Raw genomic sequence first — 21,031 nt, 5'->3', positions numbered from 1 at the left:
ATCGGGGCCAGGGGTTGCGCGTGTCGGAGGTCGTGGAGGTCGATTTGGAACGCCGGCTGCGGGAGGCTGCGCTGGCCGGGACCGTCGTCGACCTCCGCTCCCGCGATCCCAGACAGGACGATCCGATCCGCGGAGCGGAGTGGGGCGAGCAGCGGACGATCTCCGCCGAGCTGCTGGGCACGCTTGCGCGGACTGCCGACGTCGATGGCCGCCCGCTGCGCAAGATCTGGCTCCGTGGCGCTCGGGTCGAGGGAGCCCTCGATCTCGAAGGCGCGCGGATCTCGTGTCCGATCATCTTGCAGAGCTGTCACTTCGCTGCGCCGCTCATGCTGGACGCTGCCGAGATCGTGAGCCTCGACCTCGCAGGTAGCAGGATCGAAAGTGGCTTCTTTGGACGCGGCCTGCGCTGTCGGGGAGACATCGTGTGCGGGCGCGGCCTGCACTCGCTCAACTCGTTCGAGATCATGGGAGCGCGGATCGGCGGGGATTTCGATGCGGCCGACGGCATCTTCGAGAACGCGGGTGATGCCGCGCTGGCCGCTGACCGGATCGTCGTGGAAGGTGGCGTGTTCCTCGGTGTCGGTTTCTCGGCGCTCGGAGAGGTTCGGTTCCTCGGGGCGGCGATCGGCGGACAGCTGTCGGTCGACGAATCCCGGATGGAACGCACCTCCGGACCGGCGTTCAGCGGCGATGGGATGTCGGTGAAGGGCGGCATCTTCTTCGTCGGCCGGTTCTTGATCATCGGCGAGACCCGTCTGCTCGGCGCACGTGTGCATGGTCAGCTGACTCTTGCTGACGGGACGATGCGCAACGAGGACGAGCAGGCGTTCAACGGCGATGGCATGCACGTTGACGGGGCATTCCTCTGCCGAGGGCTTTCAGTCGAGGGAGGCATTCGCGTGACCAACTCCGCCGTCACCGGGCCGTTGAGAGTGTCTCACTCGACTGTCGCGAACCGCGGCGGCGTGGCGTTCGACGGCGGCAACGCACAGTTCAACGGCGGGGTCAGCTGCACCGAGAGCACGTTCGCCGGGACGATCAGCTTCGCCGGTTGTGACGTCCGCGGGGATGCGCATTTCCGGACCGTCAAGTGGGGGAGCGCGGACGGGATCGCGCTCGACTTCCAGAGCCTGTCTGTCTCGCGCGGCCTCTACCTGCAGCCGCGGGAAGCCGGAGACGGTTGGATCAACCTCGACAATGTGGCAGCTGGGCACCTGAGCTCTTCGAGCGAGACATGGAGCCGTGGCTACGAGCTCGGAGGCATGACGTACGGACAGCTCTGGGAAGCGGTGCCGTGGCCGGACGGGAGAACGCGATGGCGTCCACGCAGCTCCGTCGATGCGAACCTCGAATGGATCGCGGGCAATCGCAACGGCTACCTCCCACAGCTCTACGAACAGCTCGCCGAGTACTACCGTGCGACCGGGCACGAACAGCGACAGCGCGCTGTCCTCGTCGCAAAGCAGCGCCATCGCCGCAGACACCTCAGTCCGGCGGCGCGCGCGTGGAACGTCGTCGAGGACCTGCTGGTCGGATACGGCTATCGAACCTGGCAGGCGCTGATCCCGTTCGTGCTGCTGCTCGCCGGCGGCTGGTGGTACTTCGGTCACGAGGCGGAGATCGTGCAGCGCAACCCGAGACTGAACGCGCCCGACTTCAACGCGCTGACGTTCACACTGGACCAGCTGCTGCCGGTGATCAACCTCGGGCAGCGCGACTACTGGGTGGCCAGCGGCGATGCGCAGACGGTCGCGACCGTGCTCGTGCTGGCTGGCTGGGTGCTGACGACGGCGATCATCGCGGCGCTGACCGGGCTCGTGCGGCGGACGAGCTGAAAATTCTCTCGCCAGCCGCGATGAGTTTCGCGGCGACCCCCTGTCCTTGGGTGCAGAAGCAGTTCAGACCATCCCGCACCAAGGAGCCCCACATGTCCCGTCTCGTCTTCCTCAACCTGCCGGTCACCGACGTCAAGGCGTCGAAGGCGTTCTTCAGCAAGCTCGGCTTCACGTTCAACGAGAAGTTCGAGGACGACACGACGACGTGCATGGTGATCAACGAGGGCGCCTCGTACGCGATGCTGATGGAGCACGAGAAGTTCGCCAGCTTCGCCGTCAAGCCGTTCGCCGATCCGGCGACCTCGACGCAGTCGCTGATCAGCGTCTCGGCCGAGGATCGCGCCGGGGTCGACAGCTTCGCCGACGCGGCGCTCGCCGCCGGCGGCAAGCCGGCGAAGGAGCCGCAGGACTACGGCTTCATGTACGGCCGCAGCTTCTTCGACCTCGACGGCCACCACTGGGAGGTCATGTGGATGGACCAGGCCGCGGTCGAGGCCGGTCCGGCCGAGTACGCCGAGCAGGGTTGAGCTGACGTTGGTCAGCGCGCTGCCCGGGACCCTTTCGGGCCCGGGTGGCGGCTGGCGTAGGATTGCCGGCGTGCCCCCAAGCATCGACGCGACCCTCCCGATCGAGCGCGAGCTGGAGCTTCACCGCCGCGCCCTCACCGGCTACTGCTACCGGATGCTCGGATCCGGCTCCGAGGCCGAGGACGCCGTCCAGGAGACGATGGTCCGGGCCTGGAAGGCGGCCGACAAGCTGGAGGCGCGCGCGGCGCTGAAGTCGTGGCTCTACCGGATCGCGAGCAACGTCTGCTTCGACATCCTGCAGAGCTCGCAGCGGCGCGCGCAGCCGATGGACCTCGGCCCCTCCTCTGACGCCGACGCCGCGCTCGGCTCGCCGCTGCCCGAGCACGCCTGGGTGCAGCCGGTCGCCGACGCGCGCGTGCTGCCGGAGACGACCGACCCGGCAGCGCTCGCCGAGTCCCGCGAGACGCTCCGTCTCGCCTTCGTCGCGGCGCTCCAGCACCTGCCGCCGAGACAGCGCGCGGTGCTGATCCTGCGCGAGGTGCTGCGCTGGCAGGCGAGCGAGGTCGCCGAGCTGCTCGACACCAGCGTCGCCTCGGTCAACAGCGCGCTGCAGCGGTCGCGCGCGACGCTCGAGTCGCTCGACCTCGACACCGCCGACACGGCGCCGCGCGCGGTCGACGCCGAGCAGCAGGCGCTGCTCGCCAAGTACGTCGAGGCGTTCGAGGCGTACGACATCGCCTCGCTCGTGACGCTGCTGCAGGAGGACGCGACCTTCTCGATGCCGCCGCTGCCGCTGTGGCTGACCGGGCAGCAGAACGTGCACGACTTCATGCTCGGGGCCGGCGCCCACTGCGAGGGCTCCAGAGTCCTCGCGACCTCCGCCAACGGCGGCCCGGCGGTCGGGATCTACCACCCGGCCGAGGACGGCTACGAGCCGTGGGCGATCGTCGTGGTGGAGACCGACGGCGACCGAATCTCCGGGCTGCACCACTTCCTCTTCCCGCCGCTGTTCGCCGAGTTCGGCCTGCCGCCGAAGCTCGACGCCGCGGGCGTCGGCGTGCTCGCTCCGTAGGCGGGGCACGCGCGCGCCGCGAGGCGCCATCTCGAGCAGCACCCCGAACGCGCCCGTCCGGGCGCGTTCGTCGTCGTGGGGTGCGTCCGCTCGCGCCAAGAGGTCCGCATGCGGCATCCGCCGGCGCGAATTCCTTGACAAACGAAATGCGTTTCACGTACGGTCCTCCGCGAGGAGGAAGAGATGGAACGCATTCCGTCTGTCGAAACAGTTGGGCTTGTCGAGAGCGAGCCCGTCACCAACCGATCGGTCGAGCGCGCCTGCGCGCTGCTGAGCGCGTTCACGCCTGAGCAGCCGCGTCTGACGCTCGGCGCGCTCGCGCAGGCCGCCGGCCTGCCGAAGCCGACCGCGCACCGGATCGTCACGACGCTGGTCGCGACCGGCTTCATGACGCAGGCCGAGGACGGCGCCTACGGCCTCGGCTTCCGGCTGCTGTCGCTCGGCGCGATCGTGCGCGAGAACCTCGACGTCGTGCGCGCCTGCGCAGCGGCGATGGAGCGGCTGGCGCGGGCGACGGGGGAGACGGTGATCCTCGGCGAGGCCGACTGGGCCGCGCGCGAGGTGACGATCGTCCATCGCGTCGACAGCTCGCACACGCTGTCGGTGCTCTCGCCGATCGGCCGCCGCTCCGCGATCCCGCCCGGCGCGCTCGGCAAGGCGCTGCTGATCGGCCTCGCGGAGGCCGAGGCGGAGGCCGTGATCGCCGCGCTGCCGCTGAGCGCGGAGACCGACCGCACGCACACCGACCCCTTCGCGCTCGTCGCCGAGATCCGCCGCTTCCGCGCGCTCGGCTACGTCGTCGAGGAGGGCGAGTACCTCGCGGATGTCTCCGGCGTCGCGGCGCCGGTGCGGCTGGAGGGCGCGCGTCCCGTCGCCGCGCTCGGCCTCGTCGGCCCGAGCACCCGTTTGCAGGGCGAGATCGAACGGCTCGGCGCGCTCGTGCGCGACACCGCCGCCGAGCTGAGCGCATAGCGCCGCACACCCACTTCACGCACACAGTCCCCCCAGCGAAACCGAGAAGGTCGATGAGCACACCCACCCAGCCCGCCCCCGGGGCCGCGTTCTACGTCGGCTCCGACATCGGCGGCACCTTCACCGACACCGTCCTGCTGACCGAGGACGGCGAGGTGCACATGGCCAAGAGCCCGACGACGAAGGAGGAGCTGACGCGCGGCGCGATCAGCGCGCTGGAGCTGGCCGCCGGCGCGATCGGCGTCGAGCGCGAGCAGATCGGCGACGGCCTCGTCTACTACGCCCACGGCACGACGCAGGCGACCAACGCCTTCATCGAGCGCAAGGGCGTGCGCACCGGCCTGCTCTGCACGCGCGGCTTCCGCGACGTGCTGCGCAGCCAGCGCTCGACGGCGAGCTGGGCCGGCCTCGGCCACACCGCGCGCCACTACTCGCAGCGCACGCTGCCGCAGCCGATCGTGCCGCTGGACCAGATCCGCGAGATCGAGGAGCGGGTCGACTACAAGGGCTCGGTCGTCGTGCCGCTCAACGAGGAGCAGCTGCGCACGGCGGTGCGCGAGCTGGTCGCCGACGGCTGCGAGGCGATCGCGATCACCTTCCTGTGGGCCTTCCGCAACGACCTGCACGAGCGCCGCGCCGTCGAGATCGTCGCCGAGGAGGCGCCGCACGTCTTCGTCTCCGCCGCCTCGCAGCTGCTGCCGATCCTCGGCGAGTACGAGCGCACTTCGACGACCTCGATCAACGCCTACCTCGGCCCGATCATCTCGCGCTACGTCACCAACCTCGAAGGCGAGCTGCGCGAGAGCGGCTTCCGCGGCGAGCTGTCGATCATGGAGTCGGGCGGCGGCGTGCTGCCGGCCGGCGACGCGGCGACGCAGGCGGCGGCGATGCTGACCTCCGGCCCGGCCGGCGGCGTGCTCGCCTCGGCGGCGCTGGCGGCCGAGAAGGGCTGGCCGAACGTGATCACCTCCGACATGGGCGGCACCTCGTTCGACGTCGGCCTCGTCGTCGACGGCGAGCCGCTGCTGACGCGCAACGCCGAGGTCGGCCGCTTCCACGTCGCGCTGCCGATGATCGGCGTGACCGCGATCGGCGCCGGCGGCGGCTCGATCGCGCAGGTCAACGACGGCCACCTGACCGTCGGCCCCGAGAGCGCGGGCGCCCGCCCCGGCCCGGCCTGCTACGGCCGCGGCGGCACGCGCCCGACGGTCACTGACGCCGACGTCGTGCTCGGCATCATCGACCCCGAGTACTTCCTCGGCGGCAACATGGGGCTCGACCGCGCGGCCGCCGAGCGGGCGATCCGCGAGCACGTCGCCGAGCCGCTCGGGCTCGGCCTGCTGGAGGCGGCCGCCGGCATCCGCTCGGTCGCCGACAACCATATGGCCGACCTGCTGCGCAAGGTGACGCTGCGAGCCGGCTACGACCCGCGCGACTTCGTCGTCTTCGCCTACGGCGGCGCCGGCCCGACGCACGCCCACCGCTACGCCGCCGAGGCGGGCATCAGAACGGTCTTCGTGCCGGCGACCGCGGCCGTCCACTCGGCCTACGGCGCCGTCACCTCCGACCGCCACCGCACCTTCACCGTCGCCCACCACGCGCAGGCGCCGCGCGGCTTCGCGCGCGCCAGCGAGCACGTCTCGGCGGCCGAGATGGAGGCCGCCTTCGCGACCCTCTCGGCGCGCTGCGAGGCGGCGATGGGGACCGAGCAGCTGAGCACCCGCCGCTACGTCGGCATGCGCTTCCGCCAGCAGGTCCACGAGCTGGCGATCGAGCTGCCGGCCGGCGAGGTCACCCCAGCGGTCGTCGACCAGCTCGTCGAGGACTTCACCGCTCGCTACGAGCACATCTACGGCAGAGGCACCGCGCTGCGCGTCGCCGGCGTCGAGTTCACGATCCTGCGCGTCGACGGCCACGTGCCGGTCACGCGACCGGCGCCGGCGCCGAAGGCGAGCAGCCTCGATCCGCTGCCGCCGAGCGGCAGCCGCGAGATCTGGTTCGAGGAGCGCGGCGCGCTCACGCCAACCGCCGTCTACCGCCCCGAGGACCTCGCCGGCGGCGGCACGATCGCCGGCCCGGCCGCGATCGAGCAGGCCGGCACCACCGTCATCGTCGGCCCCGGGCAGAGCGCGCTCGTCGACGGCCACGGCCACATCACCATCGAGATCCCGCAGGAGGACCAGTGACCGAGCTCGCCGCGCCCACGGGCGCCTACCAGTACGAGCGCCAGACGGTCGACCCCGTCACCTTCGAGGTCATCCGCCACCGGCTGCTGGCGATCACCGACGAGCAGGGCGCGGCGCTCGCCGCCGTCTCCGGCTCGCCGCTGGTCAACGAGGCGACCGACTTCAACACCGGCCTCTACCGCGCCGGCGGCGAGGTCGCCGCGATGGGGCAGACGGTGATCTTCCACGCCGCCTCCTGCTCGCAGATGGTCAAGCACGTGATCGCCGACTGCGAGGACGATCCCGGCATCGGCGAGGGCGACGTGTTCGTCGTCAACAGCCCCTACAAGGGCGCCCTGCACGCGCCCGACATGGGGCTGCTGGCGCCGATCTTCCACGACGGCGAGCGGATCGCCTGGACCGGCGCCGCCTGCCACCAGCTCGACGTCGGCGGGATGGTCAAGGGCAGCTTCTGCTCCGCCGCGACCGACGTCCGCCAGGAGGCGATGCTGCTGCCGCCGATGAAGCTGATCGACGGCGGCGAGCTGCGCAGCGACGTCTGGAACATGATCACCGGGATGTCGCGGCTGCCGATGAACCTCGGCCTCGACATGAAGGGGATGCTGGCCGCCAACAACGTCGCGCAGAAGCGGCTCGGCGAGCTGATCGACCGCTACGGCGTCGACGTCGTGCTGTCGGTGATGGACGAGCTGATGGACCTCTCCGAGCGCCGCCTGCGCAGCCGCCTGCGCGAGCTGCCCGACGGCGTCTTCGCCGCCCGCACCTACCTCGACCACGACGGCCACGAGGACAAGCTCCACCCGATCGAGGTGACGCTGACCAAGACCGGCGACCAGCTCAGCTTCGACTACTCGGCCTCCTCGCCGCAGGCGAGAGGGTTCGTCAACTGCACCTACACCGGGCTGCTGGCGGGCGTCTACGCCGGCGTGCTGCCGCTGCTGGCGCACGACCTCCCGTGGACGGAGGGGATCTTCCGCCCGATCGAGGTGATCGCGCCACCCGGCCTGATCTGCTCGGCCGAGTGGCCGGCGCCGGTCTCGCAGGGTCCGCTCGGCGCGATGTGGCTGACCGAGACGACCGCGACCGAGGTGCTGTCGAAGCTCGTCTCGACCTCGCCCGATCACATCGTCGAGGCGCAGGCCTCGCCCTCCGGCGGCCCCGACATCTTCACCGTCGACGGCCTCAACCAGCACGGCGAGCCGGCGACCGGCGTGATGCTCGACCAGACGATGAGCGGCGGCGGTGCCTACGCCCACCGCGACGGCCTCAGCCCGCAAGGGCACCGCAACATCATCGCCGGCAAGGCGCCGAACGTGGAGTCGCTGGAGCTGATCATGCCGGTGCTCTACCTGCACCGGCGGCTGCTCGCCGACACGCCCGGCGCCGGCCGCAACCGCGGCGGCCAGAGCAGCGGCGCGGCGTACATGGTCCACGACGTCGACTCCTTCCGCGTGCTCGCCGCCTGCCACGGCTACACGGTGCCGACGGCGCCGGGGCTGTGGGGCGGCCTGCCGGCGGCGACCAACGTCCACCGCCTCTACCGCGACACCGACGTGCGCGCGAAGCTGGCGGCCGGCGAGCTGGTCACCGAGATCGACCAGCTGAGCGTCAGCGAGCAGCTGCTGAGCGCGAAGCCGCCGGTCTTCGAGTTCGGCCACGACGACGTCTACGAGTGGGGGCCGCAGGGCGGCGGCGGCTGGGGCGACCCGCTGCTGCGCGCGCCCGAGCTGGTCGCCGCCGACGTGCGCGACGACGCCGTCACGGTCGCGACCGCGCGCGCCGCCTACGGCGTCGTGGCCGACGCCGACGGAACGCTCGACGCGGACGCGACGGCCGCGCTGCGGGAGGAGATCCTCACGGCCCGCCGAGCCTGGCCGGCGGCGCAGGAGCCGCTCACGCTCGACGCCGCCGCCGGCCGCACGCTGGCGCCGGTCGGCGATCAGCTGTCGATCGTCGAGCTGGACGGCGAGCGCTACTGGGCCTGCGACTGCGGCAGCGCCTTCGCGCACGCGCACGAGAACCCGAAGCTGCGGCTCGGGACGGCGCTCGCCGAACCGGCCGACCTCGGCACGCGCGTGACGTTCCACGCCGAGATCGAAGTGCGCCGCTCGGCCTGCACGAGCTGCGGGCGGCTGCACTTCGCCGAGGTCGCGCGCCACGACGACCCGCCGCTGTTCGACGTGCGCGTCGAGGTCGCCTGATGTCGGCCGCGCCGTCGGCCGCGCCGCTGCTGCAGGCGCTCGAGGTGCGCAAGTCGTTCGGCGCCACGCAGGCGCTGAAGGGGGTCGACTTCGAGCTGCGTGCGGGCGAGGTGCACGCGCTGCTGGGCCCCAACGGGGCCGGCAAGTCGACGCTCGTGAAGGTGATCGCCGGGGCGCTGCGACCCGACGCCGGGCGGCTGCTGCTGGGCGGGGAGGAGCTGGGCCGGATCGGCCCCGCCGCCGCCCACGCCGCCGGCATCGAGACGATGCTGCAGCAGACGGCGCTGATCCCCGACCTGTCGGTCGCCGAGAACATCGCGCTCGGCCGCAGAGGCGGCCGCGGCGGCTTCGTCGACTGGCGCGCGCAGCGGCGCGACGGCGCCGCGGCGCTGGCGGCGCTCGGCCTCGACCTGCGGCTGGAGCAGCCGGTCGGCGAGCTGTCGATCGCCGACCAGCGCGCCGTCGAGCTGGCGCGCGCGCTCTCGCGCCGCTGCCGCGTGCTGATCCTCGACGAGCCGACGGCGACGCTCGGCGCGCGCGAGGCGCGCGTGCTGCTGGAGCAGGTCCGCCGCACGGCGGCCGAGGGCGTCGGCGTCGTCTACGTCTCCCACCACCTCGACGAGGTGCTGGAGGTCGCCGACCGCGCGACGGTCGTGCGCGACGGCCGCGTCGTCGAGGTGATGGAGCTGCGGCGCGACGGCGTGCAGGCGCGCGACCTCGTGCGCGCGATGATCGGCCGCGAGGTCGAGGTCGCGCAGCCGCCGGCGCTCGCCGGCGGCGGGGCGATCGCGCTGGAGGCGCAGTCCGTCACCGTCGGGCGGCGGCTGCAGGAGGTCTCGCTGACGTTGCGCAGGGGCGAGATCGTCGGGCTGTTCGGCGCCGTCGGCGCCGGCCAGTCGACGCTCGCGCGGGTGCTGTCGGGGCAGACGCGGCCGAGCGCCGGCAGCGTCGCCGTCGACGGCCGGCCGCTGCGCGTGCGCACGCCGCGCGGGGCGCTGCGGCGCGGCGTCGCGCTGGTGCCGGAGGACCGCCTGCGCAGCGGGCTCGTGCCGGCCTTCGACGTCGCCGAGAACATCCAGCTGAGCGCGCGGGCGCTGGGACGCGGCGTGCTCGCGCGCCGCCGCCTGCCGGAGGCGCGCAGATGGGTCGCCGACCTCGGCATCCATCCGGCCGACCCGACCGTCGCCGTCTCCGCGCTCAGCGGCGGCAACCAGCAGAAGGTCGTCTTCGCCAAGACGGTCGCCAGCGGCGGCCGCGTGCTGGTGCTGGAGGAGCCGACGGCGGGGGTCGACGTCGGCGCCAAGCAGGAGATCCGCGCGCTCGTGGGGCGGCTCGCCGGCGACGGCGCCGCCGTCGCGATCGTCTCGACCGAACCAGAGGAGGTGCTGGCGATGTGCCATCGCATCGTCGTGCTGCGCAAGGGCAGCGTCGTCGCCGAGCTGCCGCGCGAGGCGGCGACCCGGCAGACGCTGACGGAGCTCGCGACGGGCGCGGAGGCGGAGCGATGAGCGCCGTCGACTCGCTCACCGCGCCCTCGGCGGCGCGCCGCGGCCCGCTCGCTGCGCTGCGGCGGCTCGGCCCGACCGGCTCGCACGTCGCCGCGCTGGCGGTCGTGCTGCTGGTCGTGATCGTCGTCGCGTCGCTGCTGTCGGAGACCTTCCTGACGAGCGACAACCTGCTCAACGTTGCGCGCCAGGTCGCCGTGCTGGGGATCCTCGCCGGCGCCACGACGCTGCTGATGGTCTCCGGCGGAATCGACCTCTCGATCGGCGCCTGCGCCTCGCTCTGCGGCGTGATCGCGGCGAAGATGCTGACCGGCGGCGACAGCGCGACGCTGGCGGTGCTCGCGGTGCTCGCGATCGGGATGGGCGTCGGGCTGCTGAACGGGATCGCGATCGTCGTCTCCAACGCGCCGCCGCTGATCCTCACGCTCGGCACGATGTCGATCCTCGAAGGGTTCTCGCAGGCGACGACCAACGCCGAGACGATCCCCGTCTCGAACTTCGGCTGGCTCGGTGCGGCGACGCTCGCCGGGATCCCGATGCCGGCCTTCGTCGCCGGCCTCGTGCTGGTCGCCTGCGGCCTGCTGCTGCGCTTTACCCGCCTCGGGCGCGACGCGCTCGCGATCGGCGGCAACGAGCACGCCAGCTTCGTCGCCGGGATCGGCATCCGCCGCGTCAAGGTCGCGCTCTACGTGATCGCGGGCGGCCTCGCCGCGCTCGCCGGCCTCGTGCTCGTCTCGCGCGTCGGCGCCGCCAGCCCGATGGGCGGCGTCGGCCTCGAACTGCAGGCGGTCGCCGCCGTCGTGATCGGCGGCGCCTCGCTCGCGGGCGGCCGCGGCAGCGTCGCCGGGACGGTGCTCGGCGTCGTCCTGCTCGGCGTCATCACCAACGTGCTCAACCTGCTCAACGTGCAGACGTACTACCAGTCGGTCGCCACCGGCGCCGTCATCGCGATCGCCGTGATGTCGGGGCAGGCGGGCACCCGCTGGCGCTCGGATCGAGCCGGCGGCCACTAGCCCGCCGCCGGCACAAGGAGGAGAGAGAGATGGTCGTTCACACCCCGCGGCGCCGCTGGGCGCTCACCCTCGCCGTCGTCACGGCGGCCTCGGTCGCGATCGGCTGCGGTAGCAGCTCCGACGACGGCGGCAGCGGCAGCGCCACCGCCGCAGGCGGCGGCGACAAGCCGACCGTCGGCTTCATCAACGGCAGCTCGGTCGAGTTCAACATGTGCGTCTCCAGAGGCCTGAAGGCCGGCCTCGGCGACGGCGCCGAGCTGAACGAGGTCAACTCGCGCGACGACGTCGGCGCGGAGGTCTCCAACGGCGAGGACCTGCTGGCGCGCAACCCCGACGCGCTCGTGCTGCAGACGGTCAACGTCCAGTCGGGCGCGCAGATCGTCGCGAAGGCGAACACGGAGAAGGTGCCGGTCTTCCTCAGCTCGGTCGACTTCGTGCGCGACCCGAGCAAGGTCGCGGGCGCGGTCGTCTTCGACAACGGCGCGACCGGCGCGAAGATCGGCGGCTTCCTCGCCGAGCAGATCAGCGCGGCCGGCGGCAGCGACGAGGTGAAGGTCGCGATCGTCGCCGGTGCTCCCGGCGCGGCGTCGGACTTCCTCGTCAGAGGGTTCAAGGGCGCGCTCGCGGCGGCGCCGAACGCGAAGGTCGTCTTCGAGCAGCCGGCGATGTGGAACCGCGGCAAGGCCGCCTCGGTCGCCGAGAACATGATCCAGGCGCAGCCCGACCTCGACTACGTGCTCGTCTCCAACGAGGACATGGCCTTCGGCGTGCTGAAGTCGCTGCAGGCGGCCGGCAAGGACGGCCAGGTCAAGATCGTCACCAACGGCGGCACCGAGCTGGGCCTGAGAGCGGTCGAGGAGGGCGAGTTCCTCTCGACGACCGACGCCTCGCCGTTCCAGATCGGCTTCCGCACCGGCAGAGCGGTGCTCGCCGACCTCGGCGGCGAGAGAGCGGCCGAGCCGGTGCAGACGCTGCCGGTGCAGGTGATCACGAGAGACAACGCCGCCGACGCCGCGGCCTACTGCGCCGCCTCATGAGCGGCGCGGCGGTCACCGCCGACTGGGTCACGTTCCCCAGCATCGGCGGCGAGATCCGCGGCTACCTCGCACTCCCTTCGGGGAGTGCGGGGCCGGCCGCCGGCCGGCGGTGCGTCGTGATGGCGCACGAGAACCTCGGCGTCACGCCGCACCGCGAGGAGGTCACGCGGCGGCTGGCGGGGGAGGGCTACGCGACGCTGACGGTCGACCTCTTCACGCGTGCCGGCGGCGCGCCGTCGGAGTACTCCTCGCCGGCCGATCGCCGCATCAAGGCGTTCCTGTCGGCGACCGACGACCAGGCCGTCCCGGACGTGCTCGCCGGCCTGCGCTTCCTCGCCGGCGTCGACGGCGTCGATGCGACGCGGGCCGGCGTGATCGGCTTCTGCATGGGCGGCGGCACGGCGATCGCGGCCGCGCTGCTCGGCGACGCCTTCAAGGCCGCCGTCTCGCTCTACGCGCTGCCCGTGCTGCTGCCGGAGTACGCGACCAGCGGCCGGCCGGTCGACCGGATCGCGCAGGCACCGGCGATCCGCTGCCCGATCCAGTTCCACTTCGGCGAGCAGGATGAGGTGATCCCGCTCGATCAGGTGCAGCGGCTCGACGCGGCGGCGAGAACGACCGGGCTGCCGGTCGAGACCTACACCTACGCCGGCGCCGGCCACGCCTACCACGACGACACGCACAGAAACCACGCCCCGGCGGCGGCCGCGCTGACGTGGGAGCGCGCGCTCGCCTTCTTCGGAACCCACCTGTGAGCCTCTGGACTGACTTCCTCGGCGCCGAGGTCTCGTGGGTCGAGGCCGGCGGCGTGGCGACGCGCGTGCTCGCCGCCGGCCCGGCCGACGCCGCCCCGCTCGTGCTGCTGCACGGCCGCGGCGGTCACCTCGAATCGTGGCGGGCGAACGTCGCGTCGCTGGCGCGAGAGCACCGCGTGCTCGCGTTCGACCTGCTCGGCCACGGTCTCACCGGCCGCCACGACGGCGGCTACGGGATCGCCGAGCTGACCGCGCACGCGGCCGCGACGCTCGATGCGCTCGGCGTGGCCGGCGCGCTCGGCGGCGACGCGGGCGGCACGGGCGGCGACCGGCGCGGCCCCGTCGTGCTCGCCGGCCAGTCGATCGGCGGCTGGGTCGGCGCGCGGATCGCGCTCGAGCGCCCCGACCTCGTCCGCGCGCTCGCGCTGATCGAGCCGGCCGGCCTCCAGAGCGAGAGCGAGCGGCTCGCCGACCCGCGCGTCGCCGCCGCCTTCCAGCGCGGCGGCCGCGCCTTCGCCGAGCCGACCGCCGACGCCGTCCGCGAGCGCCTTTCCGGCCTCGTCGCCGACCCGGCCGTGATCGACGACGAGCTGGTCGAGACCCGCCGCGCGCTCTACGCGCCGGAGGCCGCGCGCGCGGTCCACCGCGCCGTCCGCGCCGCCGACAACAGCGCCGCGCTGCTCGGCCCCCAGCAGCTCGCGACCCTGCGCGAGCGCGGCCTCCCGCTGCTGATGATCCGCGGCGAGCACGGCCACACCCCGGCGCAGGTCGTCGCCGACGCGGCCGCCGCCGCCGGCGCCCGCCTCCACACGCTGCCCGGCGCCAAGCAGTGGCCGCAGCTGGAGGCGCCCGCCGCCGTCAACGACCTGCTGCACGACTTCGCAACCACGCACGGAAGGACCTGACTCCCGATGTCATTCTGGATCGACGCGCTCGGCACGAGCGTCACCTACCACGACGCCGGCGGGATCCGCACCCGCGCGATCGAGGCCGGCCCCGCCGACGGCGAGGTCGTCGTGATGATGCACGGCCTCTCCGGCCACGCCGAGGGCTTCGTGCGCAACGTGCGCGCCTTCGGCGAGGCCGGCTACCGCGTCTACGCGATCGACGCGATCGGCCACGGCTTCAGCGACAAGCCGGCCGACGCGACCTACCACTCGCCGCTCTTCGAGCGGCACCTGCTCGACTTCCTCGACGCCGTCGGCGCCGAGCGCGCGCACCTGATCGGGCAGTCGCTCGGCGCCTGGACCGGCTGGCGCGTCGCGCTCTCCCACCCCGAGCGCGTGCGCTCGCTGATCTCGGCGACCGGCGCCGGGATCCTGCTCTCCGACGCGGCCAGCCAGGCCGAGTCGCAGGCGATCCACAGAAAGGTCGCGGCGGTCACCAACAAGGCGCTGGAGGCGCCGACGAGAGAGCGCGTCCGCGCGCGGCTGGAGTTCCTGATGGCGACGCCGGAGAGCGTCCCGGACGAGCTGGTCGACACGCGCTGGACGATCTTCAACCTGCCCGACTCGCGCCGCTCGATGGCGAAGATGACGAGCGAGCAGACCGGCGAGGAGAACCGCGCCAACCTGCTGCGCGAGGAAGACCTCGCTCGCACGCGCGTCCCGACGCTGCTGGTCTGGACCGACCTCAACCCGACCGTCCCGGCGGCGACCGCCGAGAAGGCGGCGAAGCTCGTCCCCGGCGCGCGCTTCGAGCTGATCGAGCAGGCCGGCCACTGGCCGCAGTTCGAGCAGCCGGAGGCGTTCAACCGCATCGCGCTCGACTTCATCGGGAGCAACTGATGGGCGAGGTCGTCTGGGCCGCCTGCGTCTCGCACGCCGGCGGCCAGCTGCGCGTCCAGCGCAGCGAGCGCGAGCAGGAGAAGCTCGACCGCGTCTACGGCGGCTGGGAGCGGCTGCGGGCGTCGCTGGCCGACGCGCGCGCCGATGCGCTCGTCGTCGTCGGCAACGACCACATGCTGACGTTCTCCGAGGACCTGATGCCGACGTTCACGATCGGCCGCGGCAGCGGCTTCGAGACGTGGGGCGAGCTGGGCAACACGATCCGCGAGCTGCCCGGCGCGGCCGACCTCGCCGACGCGCTGCACGCCGATCTCGTCCACGACGGCTTCGACGTCGCCGGCATGGCGGGGATGCGGCTCGATCACTCCTACGCCTGCCCGCTGCACTTCCTCGACCCAGACGACGCGCTGCCGCTGGTGCCGCTGTCGGTCAACACCTTCGTGCGGCCGCTGCCGTCGTTCGCGCGCTGCCGCCAGCTCGGCATCGCGCTCGCCGACGCGATTGCGCGCCAGCAGGTCGCCGAGCGCGTCGCGGTCGTCGCGACCGGCGGCATCAGCCACTGGATCGGCGTGCCCGAGACCGGTCGCATCAACCCCGACTGGGACCGCGCCTTCCTCGACCTGTTCGAAGGGCCCGACCTGCCGGCGCTCGACGGGATGCGCGAGGATCAGTTCATCGCCGGCGGCGGCCCGGGCGCCGGCGAGCTGCTGTGCTGGATGGTCGCGCTCGGCGCGGCCGGCTCGCACGGCGGGCGCCGGCTCGTCTACGAGCCGGTGGAGGAGTGGATCACCGGGATCTCGCTCGTGGAGATGACGCTGTCATGAGCCGCCTGCACCTGCAACGCGCCGCCTACCACCTGTCGCTGCCCGGCCCGCTGCCAGCCCGCCACCCCGCGGACCCGGCCGGCGCGCTCGCCGAGCTGCGCGCGCTGACGGCCGGCGAGCCGCTCGCCTCTCTGCGCGGCGTCGACCTGCGGCTCGACCTGACCGACGACGAGGCCGCGCTGATCGCCGGCGGCGACGTCGCCGAGCTGTACCGCCGCGGCGTCCATCCCAACGTCGTGCGCAACTTCGCCGGCATGTTCGGGATCGACTACGTCGCCCGCTACCGCGAGGCGGGGCTGCGCGATGACTGAGGCGCGCGCGCTGGACGACCAGGCGGTCGCGGCGGAGGCGGCGCTGCTGCTGGAGGCGGAGCGCACGCGCGTCGCGATCGAGCCGATCACCGGCCGCCACCCGGCCGTGACGATCGCCGATGCCTACGCGATCCAGCTCGCCGGCCGCGAGCTGCGGCTGGCGCGGCCGGGCGCGGCGCTGGTCGGCCGCAAGGTCGGGCTGACGAGCGCCGTGATGCAGCAGATGATGGGCGTCGACCAGCCCGACTTCGGCTACCTGACGGCGGCGATGATCAGCGCCGACGGGGCGACGCTCGACCCGGCCGCCTTCCTCGCGCCGCGCGTCGAGGCCGAGATCGCGTTCAGGCTCAAGGCGCCGCTGGCCGGTGCCGAGCTGACGATCGCCGACGTGCTGGCGGCGACCGAGGCGGTCGCGCCGGCGCTGGAGGTGATCGACAGCCGCGTCGCCGACTGGCGCATCAAGATCGCCGACACGATCGCCGACAACGCCTCCTCCGGCCACGTCGTGCTCGGCGCCTGGCAGCCGGTCGGCGTGCTCGACCTCGCGGCGGTCGAGGTGTCGCTGGAGGTCGCGCCCGAGGGCGAGGCCAACAGCGGCACCGGCGCTGCCGTGCTCGGCCACCCGGCCGCGCCGATCGTGTGGCTGGCGCGGGCGCTGCACGACTACGGCGGCGAGGGGATCGCGGCGGGGGAGATCGTGATCCCCGGCGCCGTCTCCAGAGCGCTGCCGGTCGCGCCCGGCCAGCGCGCGACGGCCCGCTTCGCCGGCCTCGGCGAGGTCTCGGCCACGTTCGAGGCGGTCGCGTGATGGCGCAGAAGGTCAAGGCCGCGATCCTCGGCCCCGGCAACATCGGCACCGACCTGCTCGTCAAGCTGCTGCGCAGCGAGCACGTCGAGCCGGCGCTGATGGTCGGCATCTACGACGACTCGCCGGGGCTGGCGCGGGCGCGCGAGCTGGGCGTCGAGACCAGCTCCGGCGGGATCGACGCGCTGCTGGAGCGGGAGGAGATCGCGCTCGTCTTCGAGGCGACCGCCGCCAGAGCGCACCGTGCGAACGCGCCGCGGCTGGAGGCGGCCGGGAAGGTCTGCGTCGACCTGACGCCGGCCGCGGTCGGGCCGTACGTCGTGCCGTCGGTCAACCTCGCCGACCACCTCGGCGCGCCGAACGTCAACCTCGTCACGTGCGGCGGGCAGGCGACGATCCCGATCGTCCACGCGATCGACCGCGTCGCGGACGCGTCGTATGCCGAGATCGTCGCGACGATCGCGAGCGCCGGCGCCGGCCCGGGCACGCGCGCGAACATCGACGAGTTCACCGAGACGACCGCGCGCGGGATCGAGCTGGTCGGCGGCGCCGACCGCGGCAAGGCGATCATCATCCTCAACCCGGCCGAGCCGCCGATCCTGATGCGCGACACGATCTACGCGCGCGTGCGCAGACCGGATGCGGAGGCGGTCGCGGCGTCGGTGCGGGAGATGGTCGCGGAGCTGAGCCGCTACGTGCCCGGCTACCGCCTGCTGTTGTGCGAGAGCGACGGCGACCTCGTGACCGTGATGGTCGAGATCGAGGGCGCGGGCGACTTCCTGCCGGTCTACTCCGGCAACCTCGACATCATGACCGCCGCCGCCGCGCGCGTCGGCGAGCTGCTGGCGCAGCGGCTGCTCGGACTGGAGGTGGCGGCATGACCGCGCTGACGTTGGTCGACTCCTCGCTGCGCGACGGGATGCACTCCGTCCGCCACCGCTTCACGCCGCAGCAGGTCGCGGCGGTCGCCGCCGGCCTCGACCGCGGCGGCGTCGACGTGATCGAGGTGACGCACGGCGACGGTCTCGGCGGCTCCTCGATCCAGTACGGCGAGGCGCTGCACTCCGACGCCGAGCTGATCGCGGCGGCGGTCGAGGCGGTGTCGCGGGCGCGCGTCGCCGTGCTGCTGCTGCCGGGGATCGGCACGCTGCGGCAGCTGCGCGAGGCGCAGTCGCTCGGCGCGTCGGTCGCGCGGATCGCCACCCACTGCACCGAGGCCGACATCGCCGCGCAGCAGATCGCGTGGGCGGCCGAGCAGGGGATGCACGTCGCCGGCTTCCTGATGATGAGCCACATGGTGCAGCCGGCCGTGCTGGCCGAGCAGGCGCGGCTGATGGAGTCCTACGGCGCCGGCACCGTCTACGTCGTCGACTCGGCCGGTGCGCTCGTGCCCGGCACGACGGCGGAGCGGGTCGCGGCGCTGCGCGCGGCGCTGGCGCCGGAGACGGCCGTCGGCATCCACACGCACAACAACCTCGGCTGCGGTGTCGGCAACGCGCTCGCGGGCGTGGCGGCCGGCGCGACGTGGGTCGACGGCTCGCTGCGCGGCCTCGGCGCCAGCGCCGGCAACGCCCAGCTGGAGGTCCTGGTCGCCGCGTTGGAGCGCTCCGGCCGCGCGACCGGGGCGAACCTGTTCGAGCTGATGGACGTGGCGGAGGAGGTCGTCGCGCCGCTGATGCCGCGGCCGCAGGTGATCGACCGCAGCGGCCTCGCGATCGGCTACGCCGGCGTCTACTCGTCGTTCCTGCTGCACGCCGAGCGGGCGGCCGAGCGCTACGGCGTCGACCCGCGCGACGTGCTGATGGAGCTGGGCCGGCGGCGGGTCGTCGGCGGGCAGGAGGACATGATCATCAACGTCGCTGCCGAATTGGCCGGGGTGGCTGCGTGAGCGGCGAAGCCAGAGCGCGCGACGCCGCCGCCCGCGCGCCTGACGCCGCCCCCCGCGCCGAGGTCGCGCTCGGCTGCCGCGTGCTGGCGGCGGCCGGGCTCGACGACTACGTCTGGGGCCATCTCTCGCTGCGCGACGGCGATGGCCGCGGCGCCTGGATGAAGGCGGCCGGCATCGCCTTCGACGAGGTCACCGCCGACGACGTGCTGCTGATCGGCTGGGACGGCGACGTGCTGGATGGAGAGGGTCCGCGCCACCAGGAGTGGCCGATCCACACCGAGGCGCTGCTGGCGCGGCCCGCGACGCAGGCGGTCGTCCACGCCCACCCGCCGCACGCGATCGCGCTTGCGGCGGCCGGCCGCGAGCCGCAGCCGATCTCGCATGTCGGCGGCGTCTTCGCGGCCGGGATCGGCCGCTACGAGGGCTGGGCCGGCCTGATCGACACGCGCGAGCGCGGCGCCGAGCTGGCCGCGGCGCTCGGCGACCACCGCGCCGCGCTGATGGTCGGCCACGGCATCGTCTCCGCCGGCGCCAGCGTCGGCCTCGCGGTGACGGCCGCGGTGATGCTGGAGCAGGCGTGCGAGCTGCAGCTGCTCGCCGACACGGCCGGCGGCATCGCCCGTCCGCTGTCGCGCGAGCAGGCGCTGGCGCAGTACGTCCACGCCCAGGCCGACGCCCACCTGGAAGGCGCGTGGCGGCGGATGGCGCGGGCGGTCGCGGCCGCCTGACGCGCCCGCGGGCCCGCGCGGCGGCGCCGGCCCGCGCCGCGCCCTACAGCGCGGCCGTCTCGCGCACGAGCAGCGCGCCGAACTGCTCGAGGCGGTCGTGCAGGCGGGTCGTCGGCCCGACGATCCCGATCGTCCCGAGCGGCCGTGAGCCCTCGCTGAGGATCGGCACGGCGACGCCGGAGACGCCCTCGAGGTAGCCGCCCTCGACCAGCGCGTAGCCGCGCGTCGCCGCCTCATCCAGCTCGCGCCGGAAGGCGGCCGGCGAGCGTCTTCTGCCGCCGGCGTCTCTCGTCGGGCCGAGCCGCTGCGCGAACGCTGCCCGCTCCGCCGGCGCCATCCCGCTGAGCAGCGCCTGCCCGAGCGAGCCGAGGCCGATCGGCGAGCGCCGCCCGACTGGGGAGAGGATCGACAGCGCGTGGGCGCTGTCGCGACGGGCGACGACGACGATCTCGTCGCTGCCCCAGTCGGGCTGGCCGAGCAGCACGGTCTCGCCGGTCTCGGCCGCGAGCGCGGCCATCACCGGGCCGCAGAGTTGCACGAGGTCGAGGTTGTCGCGCACCACGGCGCCCAACTCCATCAGGCGCGTGCCGAGGCCGTAGCGGCCGTCCTCGGACTGGGTCATGAAGCCGCTCTGCACGAGCGACACCGCGATCCGGTACGCGGTCGGCTTCGGCAGCTCGACGCGCGCCGCCAGCTCCCCGAGCGTCAGCGACGGCTCGTCCAGCGTGAATGCGCTCATCAGCGCGCACGCGCGCTCGATCGCGCGTACCGGGGTGGCGGCGCTGGAGGTCGATTCCTGCTCGGGGCCTGACATCGACGCGAGAGCGTAACGGGCGGCCCGGCCGCCCGGCGCCCTCGCGTCGGCCGTCGCGTCAGCTGCCGTTGAGCGACGTGCGCGCCGGCGGCGCGTGTCTGGCCGGTGTGCCCGGCAGGTGCAGCAGGTTCTCGACCCGCGCGACGCCGTCGACGTGCTCGGCCGCGCTGACGAGCGCGTCGATTCTGGCGCTGTCGGCGACGACCCCGCGCAGCTCGACGATGCCGTCGTGGGCGTTGACGTCGACGTCGCCCTTCGGCGCGTCGGCCGGGCGGAAGATCACCGACTCGACCTTGCGCGCGAGCGTCACGTCGTCGTAGTCGTGCGAGCGGTGCCGGACGAGCCCGACGGTCCGCCCGACGAGCGCGTGCCGGCGCCTGCGGTTGCTCAGCACGATGACGATCACGCCGACGCTGACGCTGCCGGCGGCGATCAACGCGCCGCGCTTGGCCCGCTGGGCCCTGCGCTCGCGCTCGCGCTCCCGCTTGTGGAAGAGACGGTCGATCGGCTCCTTGACGCGCTCGATCGGCGTCCGCTTGGGGGTCGGCGTGGGAGGGGCGGTGAGGCGGAACATGCAGGAGGCCTCCAGCGTCTGGATCACGTTCGTACCGATTCGCCTACCCCTCGTGACGACCGGCAAACGGCCGCAGCAGCAGCCCGCCGGCCGCGACGGCGACGCTGCCGAGCGCGAGCGCCCAGAGGCCCGCGCCGGGGCGCGTGGCGACGGTGACCGCGCCGTCGGCGCCCGCGCGCGCGACGACGAGCGGCGCG

The 21,031-nt window shown here is 73.5% G+C and carries 20 protein-coding genes; 18 read left to right on the top strand and 2 right to left on the bottom strand.

The features are described 5' to 3' along the window. Positions 1–20: 20 nt before the first annotated feature. From R7226_RS23560 to R7226_RS23475, 18 genes are all read left to right on the top strand, one after another. The gene (locus R7226_RS23560; RefSeq protein ID WP_318599806.1) at positions 21–1,835 is read left to right on the top strand and encodes a hypothetical protein; all 1,815 of its coding nucleotides are present in this window, start codon (positions 21–23) and stop codon (positions 1,833–1,835) included. 92 nt (positions 1,836–1,927) lie between these two features. Next, positions 1,928–2,362 (top strand): VOC family protein, encoded by a 435-nt coding sequence (locus tag R7226_RS23555; RefSeq protein ID WP_318599805.1) that lies wholly within the window; start codon positions 1,928–1,930, stop codon positions 2,360–2,362. A 70-nt stretch (positions 2,363–2,432) separates the two neighbouring features. Then, a complete protein-coding gene (locus R7226_RS23550) occupies positions 2,433–3,434 on the top strand; it encodes a sigma-70 family RNA polymerase sigma factor (protein WP_318599804.1) in 1,002 nt (333 codons plus the stop codon). Between the two features lie 183 nt (positions 3,435–3,617). Then, on the top strand, positions 3,618–4,406 hold the full coding sequence (locus R7226_RS23545) for an IclR family transcriptional regulator (RefSeq protein ID WP_318599803.1): 789 nt from the start codon (positions 3,618–3,620) through the stop codon (positions 4,404–4,406). Between the two features lie 53 nt (positions 4,407–4,459). Continuing rightward, on the top strand, positions 4,460–6,592 hold the full coding sequence (locus R7226_RS23540) for a hydantoinase/oxoprolinase family protein (protein ID WP_318599802.1): 2,133 nt from the start codon (positions 4,460–4,462) through the stop codon (positions 6,590–6,592). Further along, entirely contained in the window at positions 6,589–8,793 is a 2,205-nt protein-coding gene (locus R7226_RS23535; RefSeq protein WP_318599801.1) for a hydantoinase B/oxoprolinase family protein, read from the top strand. Before R7226_RS23540 ends, R7226_RS23535 begins: the two co-directional genes overlap by 4 nt. Further along, positions 8,793–10,301: a sugar ABC transporter ATP-binding protein gene (locus R7226_RS23530; RefSeq protein WP_318599800.1), complete on the top strand. Its 1,509-nt coding sequence runs from the start codon at positions 8,793–8,795 to the stop codon at positions 10,299–10,301. Before R7226_RS23535 ends, R7226_RS23530 begins: the two co-directional genes overlap by 1 nt. Then, positions 10,298–11,311, top strand: coding sequence for an ABC transporter permease (locus tag R7226_RS23525; RefSeq protein ID WP_318599799.1), 1,014 nt, complete (start codon positions 10,298–10,300; stop codon positions 11,309–11,311). The genes R7226_RS23530 and R7226_RS23525 overlap by 4 nt, the downstream gene beginning before the upstream one ends. 29 nt (positions 11,312–11,340) lie before the next feature. Continuing rightward, entirely contained in the window at positions 11,341–12,348 is a 1,008-nt protein-coding gene (locus tag R7226_RS23520) for a sugar ABC transporter substrate-binding protein (RefSeq protein WP_318599798.1), read from the top strand. After that, positions 12,345–13,103 carry a dienelactone hydrolase family protein gene (locus tag R7226_RS23515; RefSeq protein ID WP_318599797.1) on the top strand — a complete coding sequence of 253 codons (759 nt, stop codon included), beginning with the start codon at positions 12,345–12,347 and terminating at the stop codon, positions 13,101–13,103. The genes R7226_RS23520 and R7226_RS23515 overlap by 4 nt, the downstream gene beginning before the upstream one ends. Beyond that, positions 13,100–14,008 carry an alpha/beta fold hydrolase gene (locus tag R7226_RS23510; protein WP_318599796.1) on the top strand — a complete coding sequence of 303 codons (909 nt, stop codon included), beginning with the start codon at positions 13,100–13,102 and terminating at the stop codon, positions 14,006–14,008. The genes R7226_RS23515 and R7226_RS23510 overlap by 4 nt, the downstream gene beginning before the upstream one ends. A gap of 6 nt (positions 14,009–14,014) precedes the next feature. Further along, positions 14,015–14,890, top strand: coding sequence for an alpha/beta fold hydrolase (locus R7226_RS23505; RefSeq protein ID WP_318599795.1), 876 nt, complete (start codon positions 14,015–14,017; stop codon positions 14,888–14,890). Next, complete coding sequence (locus R7226_RS23500) at positions 14,890–15,714, top strand: DODA-type extradiol aromatic ring-opening family dioxygenase (RefSeq protein WP_318599794.1); 825 nt, start codon at positions 14,890–14,892, stop codon at positions 15,712–15,714. Before R7226_RS23505 ends, R7226_RS23500 begins: the two co-directional genes overlap by 1 nt. Next, on the top strand, positions 15,711–16,025 hold the full coding sequence (locus R7226_RS23495; RefSeq protein ID WP_318599793.1) for a hypothetical protein: 315 nt from the start codon (positions 15,711–15,713) through the stop codon (positions 16,023–16,025). Before R7226_RS23500 ends, R7226_RS23495 begins: the two co-directional genes overlap by 4 nt. Continuing rightward, entirely contained in the window at positions 16,018–16,833 is an 816-nt protein-coding gene (locus R7226_RS23490) for a 2-keto-4-pentenoate hydratase (RefSeq protein ID WP_318599792.1), read from the top strand. Before R7226_RS23495 ends, R7226_RS23490 begins: the two co-directional genes overlap by 8 nt. Continuing rightward, positions 16,833–17,711 (top strand): acetaldehyde dehydrogenase (acetylating), encoded by an 879-nt coding sequence (locus R7226_RS23485; protein ID WP_318599791.1) that lies wholly within the window; start codon positions 16,833–16,835, stop codon positions 17,709–17,711. The genes R7226_RS23490 and R7226_RS23485 overlap by 1 nt, the downstream gene beginning before the upstream one ends. Then, on the top strand, positions 17,708–18,718 hold the full coding sequence (dmpG, locus tag R7226_RS23480; RefSeq protein WP_318599790.1) for a 4-hydroxy-2-oxovalerate aldolase: 1,011 nt from the start codon (positions 17,708–17,710) through the stop codon (positions 18,716–18,718). The genes R7226_RS23485 and dmpG overlap by 4 nt, the downstream gene beginning before the upstream one ends. Then, positions 18,715–19,446 carry a class II aldolase/adducin family protein gene (locus tag R7226_RS23475; protein ID WP_318599789.1) on the top strand — a complete coding sequence of 244 codons (732 nt, stop codon included), beginning with the start codon at positions 18,715–18,717 and terminating at the stop codon, positions 19,444–19,446. Before dmpG ends, R7226_RS23475 begins: the two co-directional genes overlap by 4 nt. Before the next feature lie 43 nt (positions 19,447–19,489). Here R7226_RS23475 and R7226_RS23470 read toward each other — a convergent pair whose 3' ends face one another. Both R7226_RS23470 and R7226_RS23465 read right to left on the bottom strand, forming a co-directional pair. Continuing rightward, positions 19,490–20,260 carry an IclR family transcriptional regulator gene (locus tag R7226_RS23470; protein WP_318599788.1) on the bottom strand — a complete coding sequence of 257 codons (771 nt, stop codon included), beginning with the start codon at positions 20,258–20,260 and terminating at the stop codon, positions 19,490–19,492. A gap of 58 nt (positions 20,261–20,318) precedes the next feature. After that, positions 20,319–20,861, bottom strand: a complete 543-nt coding sequence (locus tag R7226_RS23465) for a BON domain-containing protein (protein ID WP_318599787.1) — start codon at positions 20,859–20,861, stop codon at positions 20,319–20,321. Positions 20,862–21,031 lie beyond the last annotated feature (170 nt).

Origin of the sequence: Conexibacter stalactiti, from assembly GCF_033542075.1 — a bacterium.
GTDB classification, from domain to species: domain Bacteria; phylum Actinomycetota; class Thermoleophilia; order Solirubrobacterales; family Solirubrobacteraceae; genus Conexibacter; species Conexibacter stalactiti.
The sequence above is the reverse complement of the archived record's forward strand: the minus strand, read 5'-3'. Positions and strand labels throughout refer to the sequence as shown.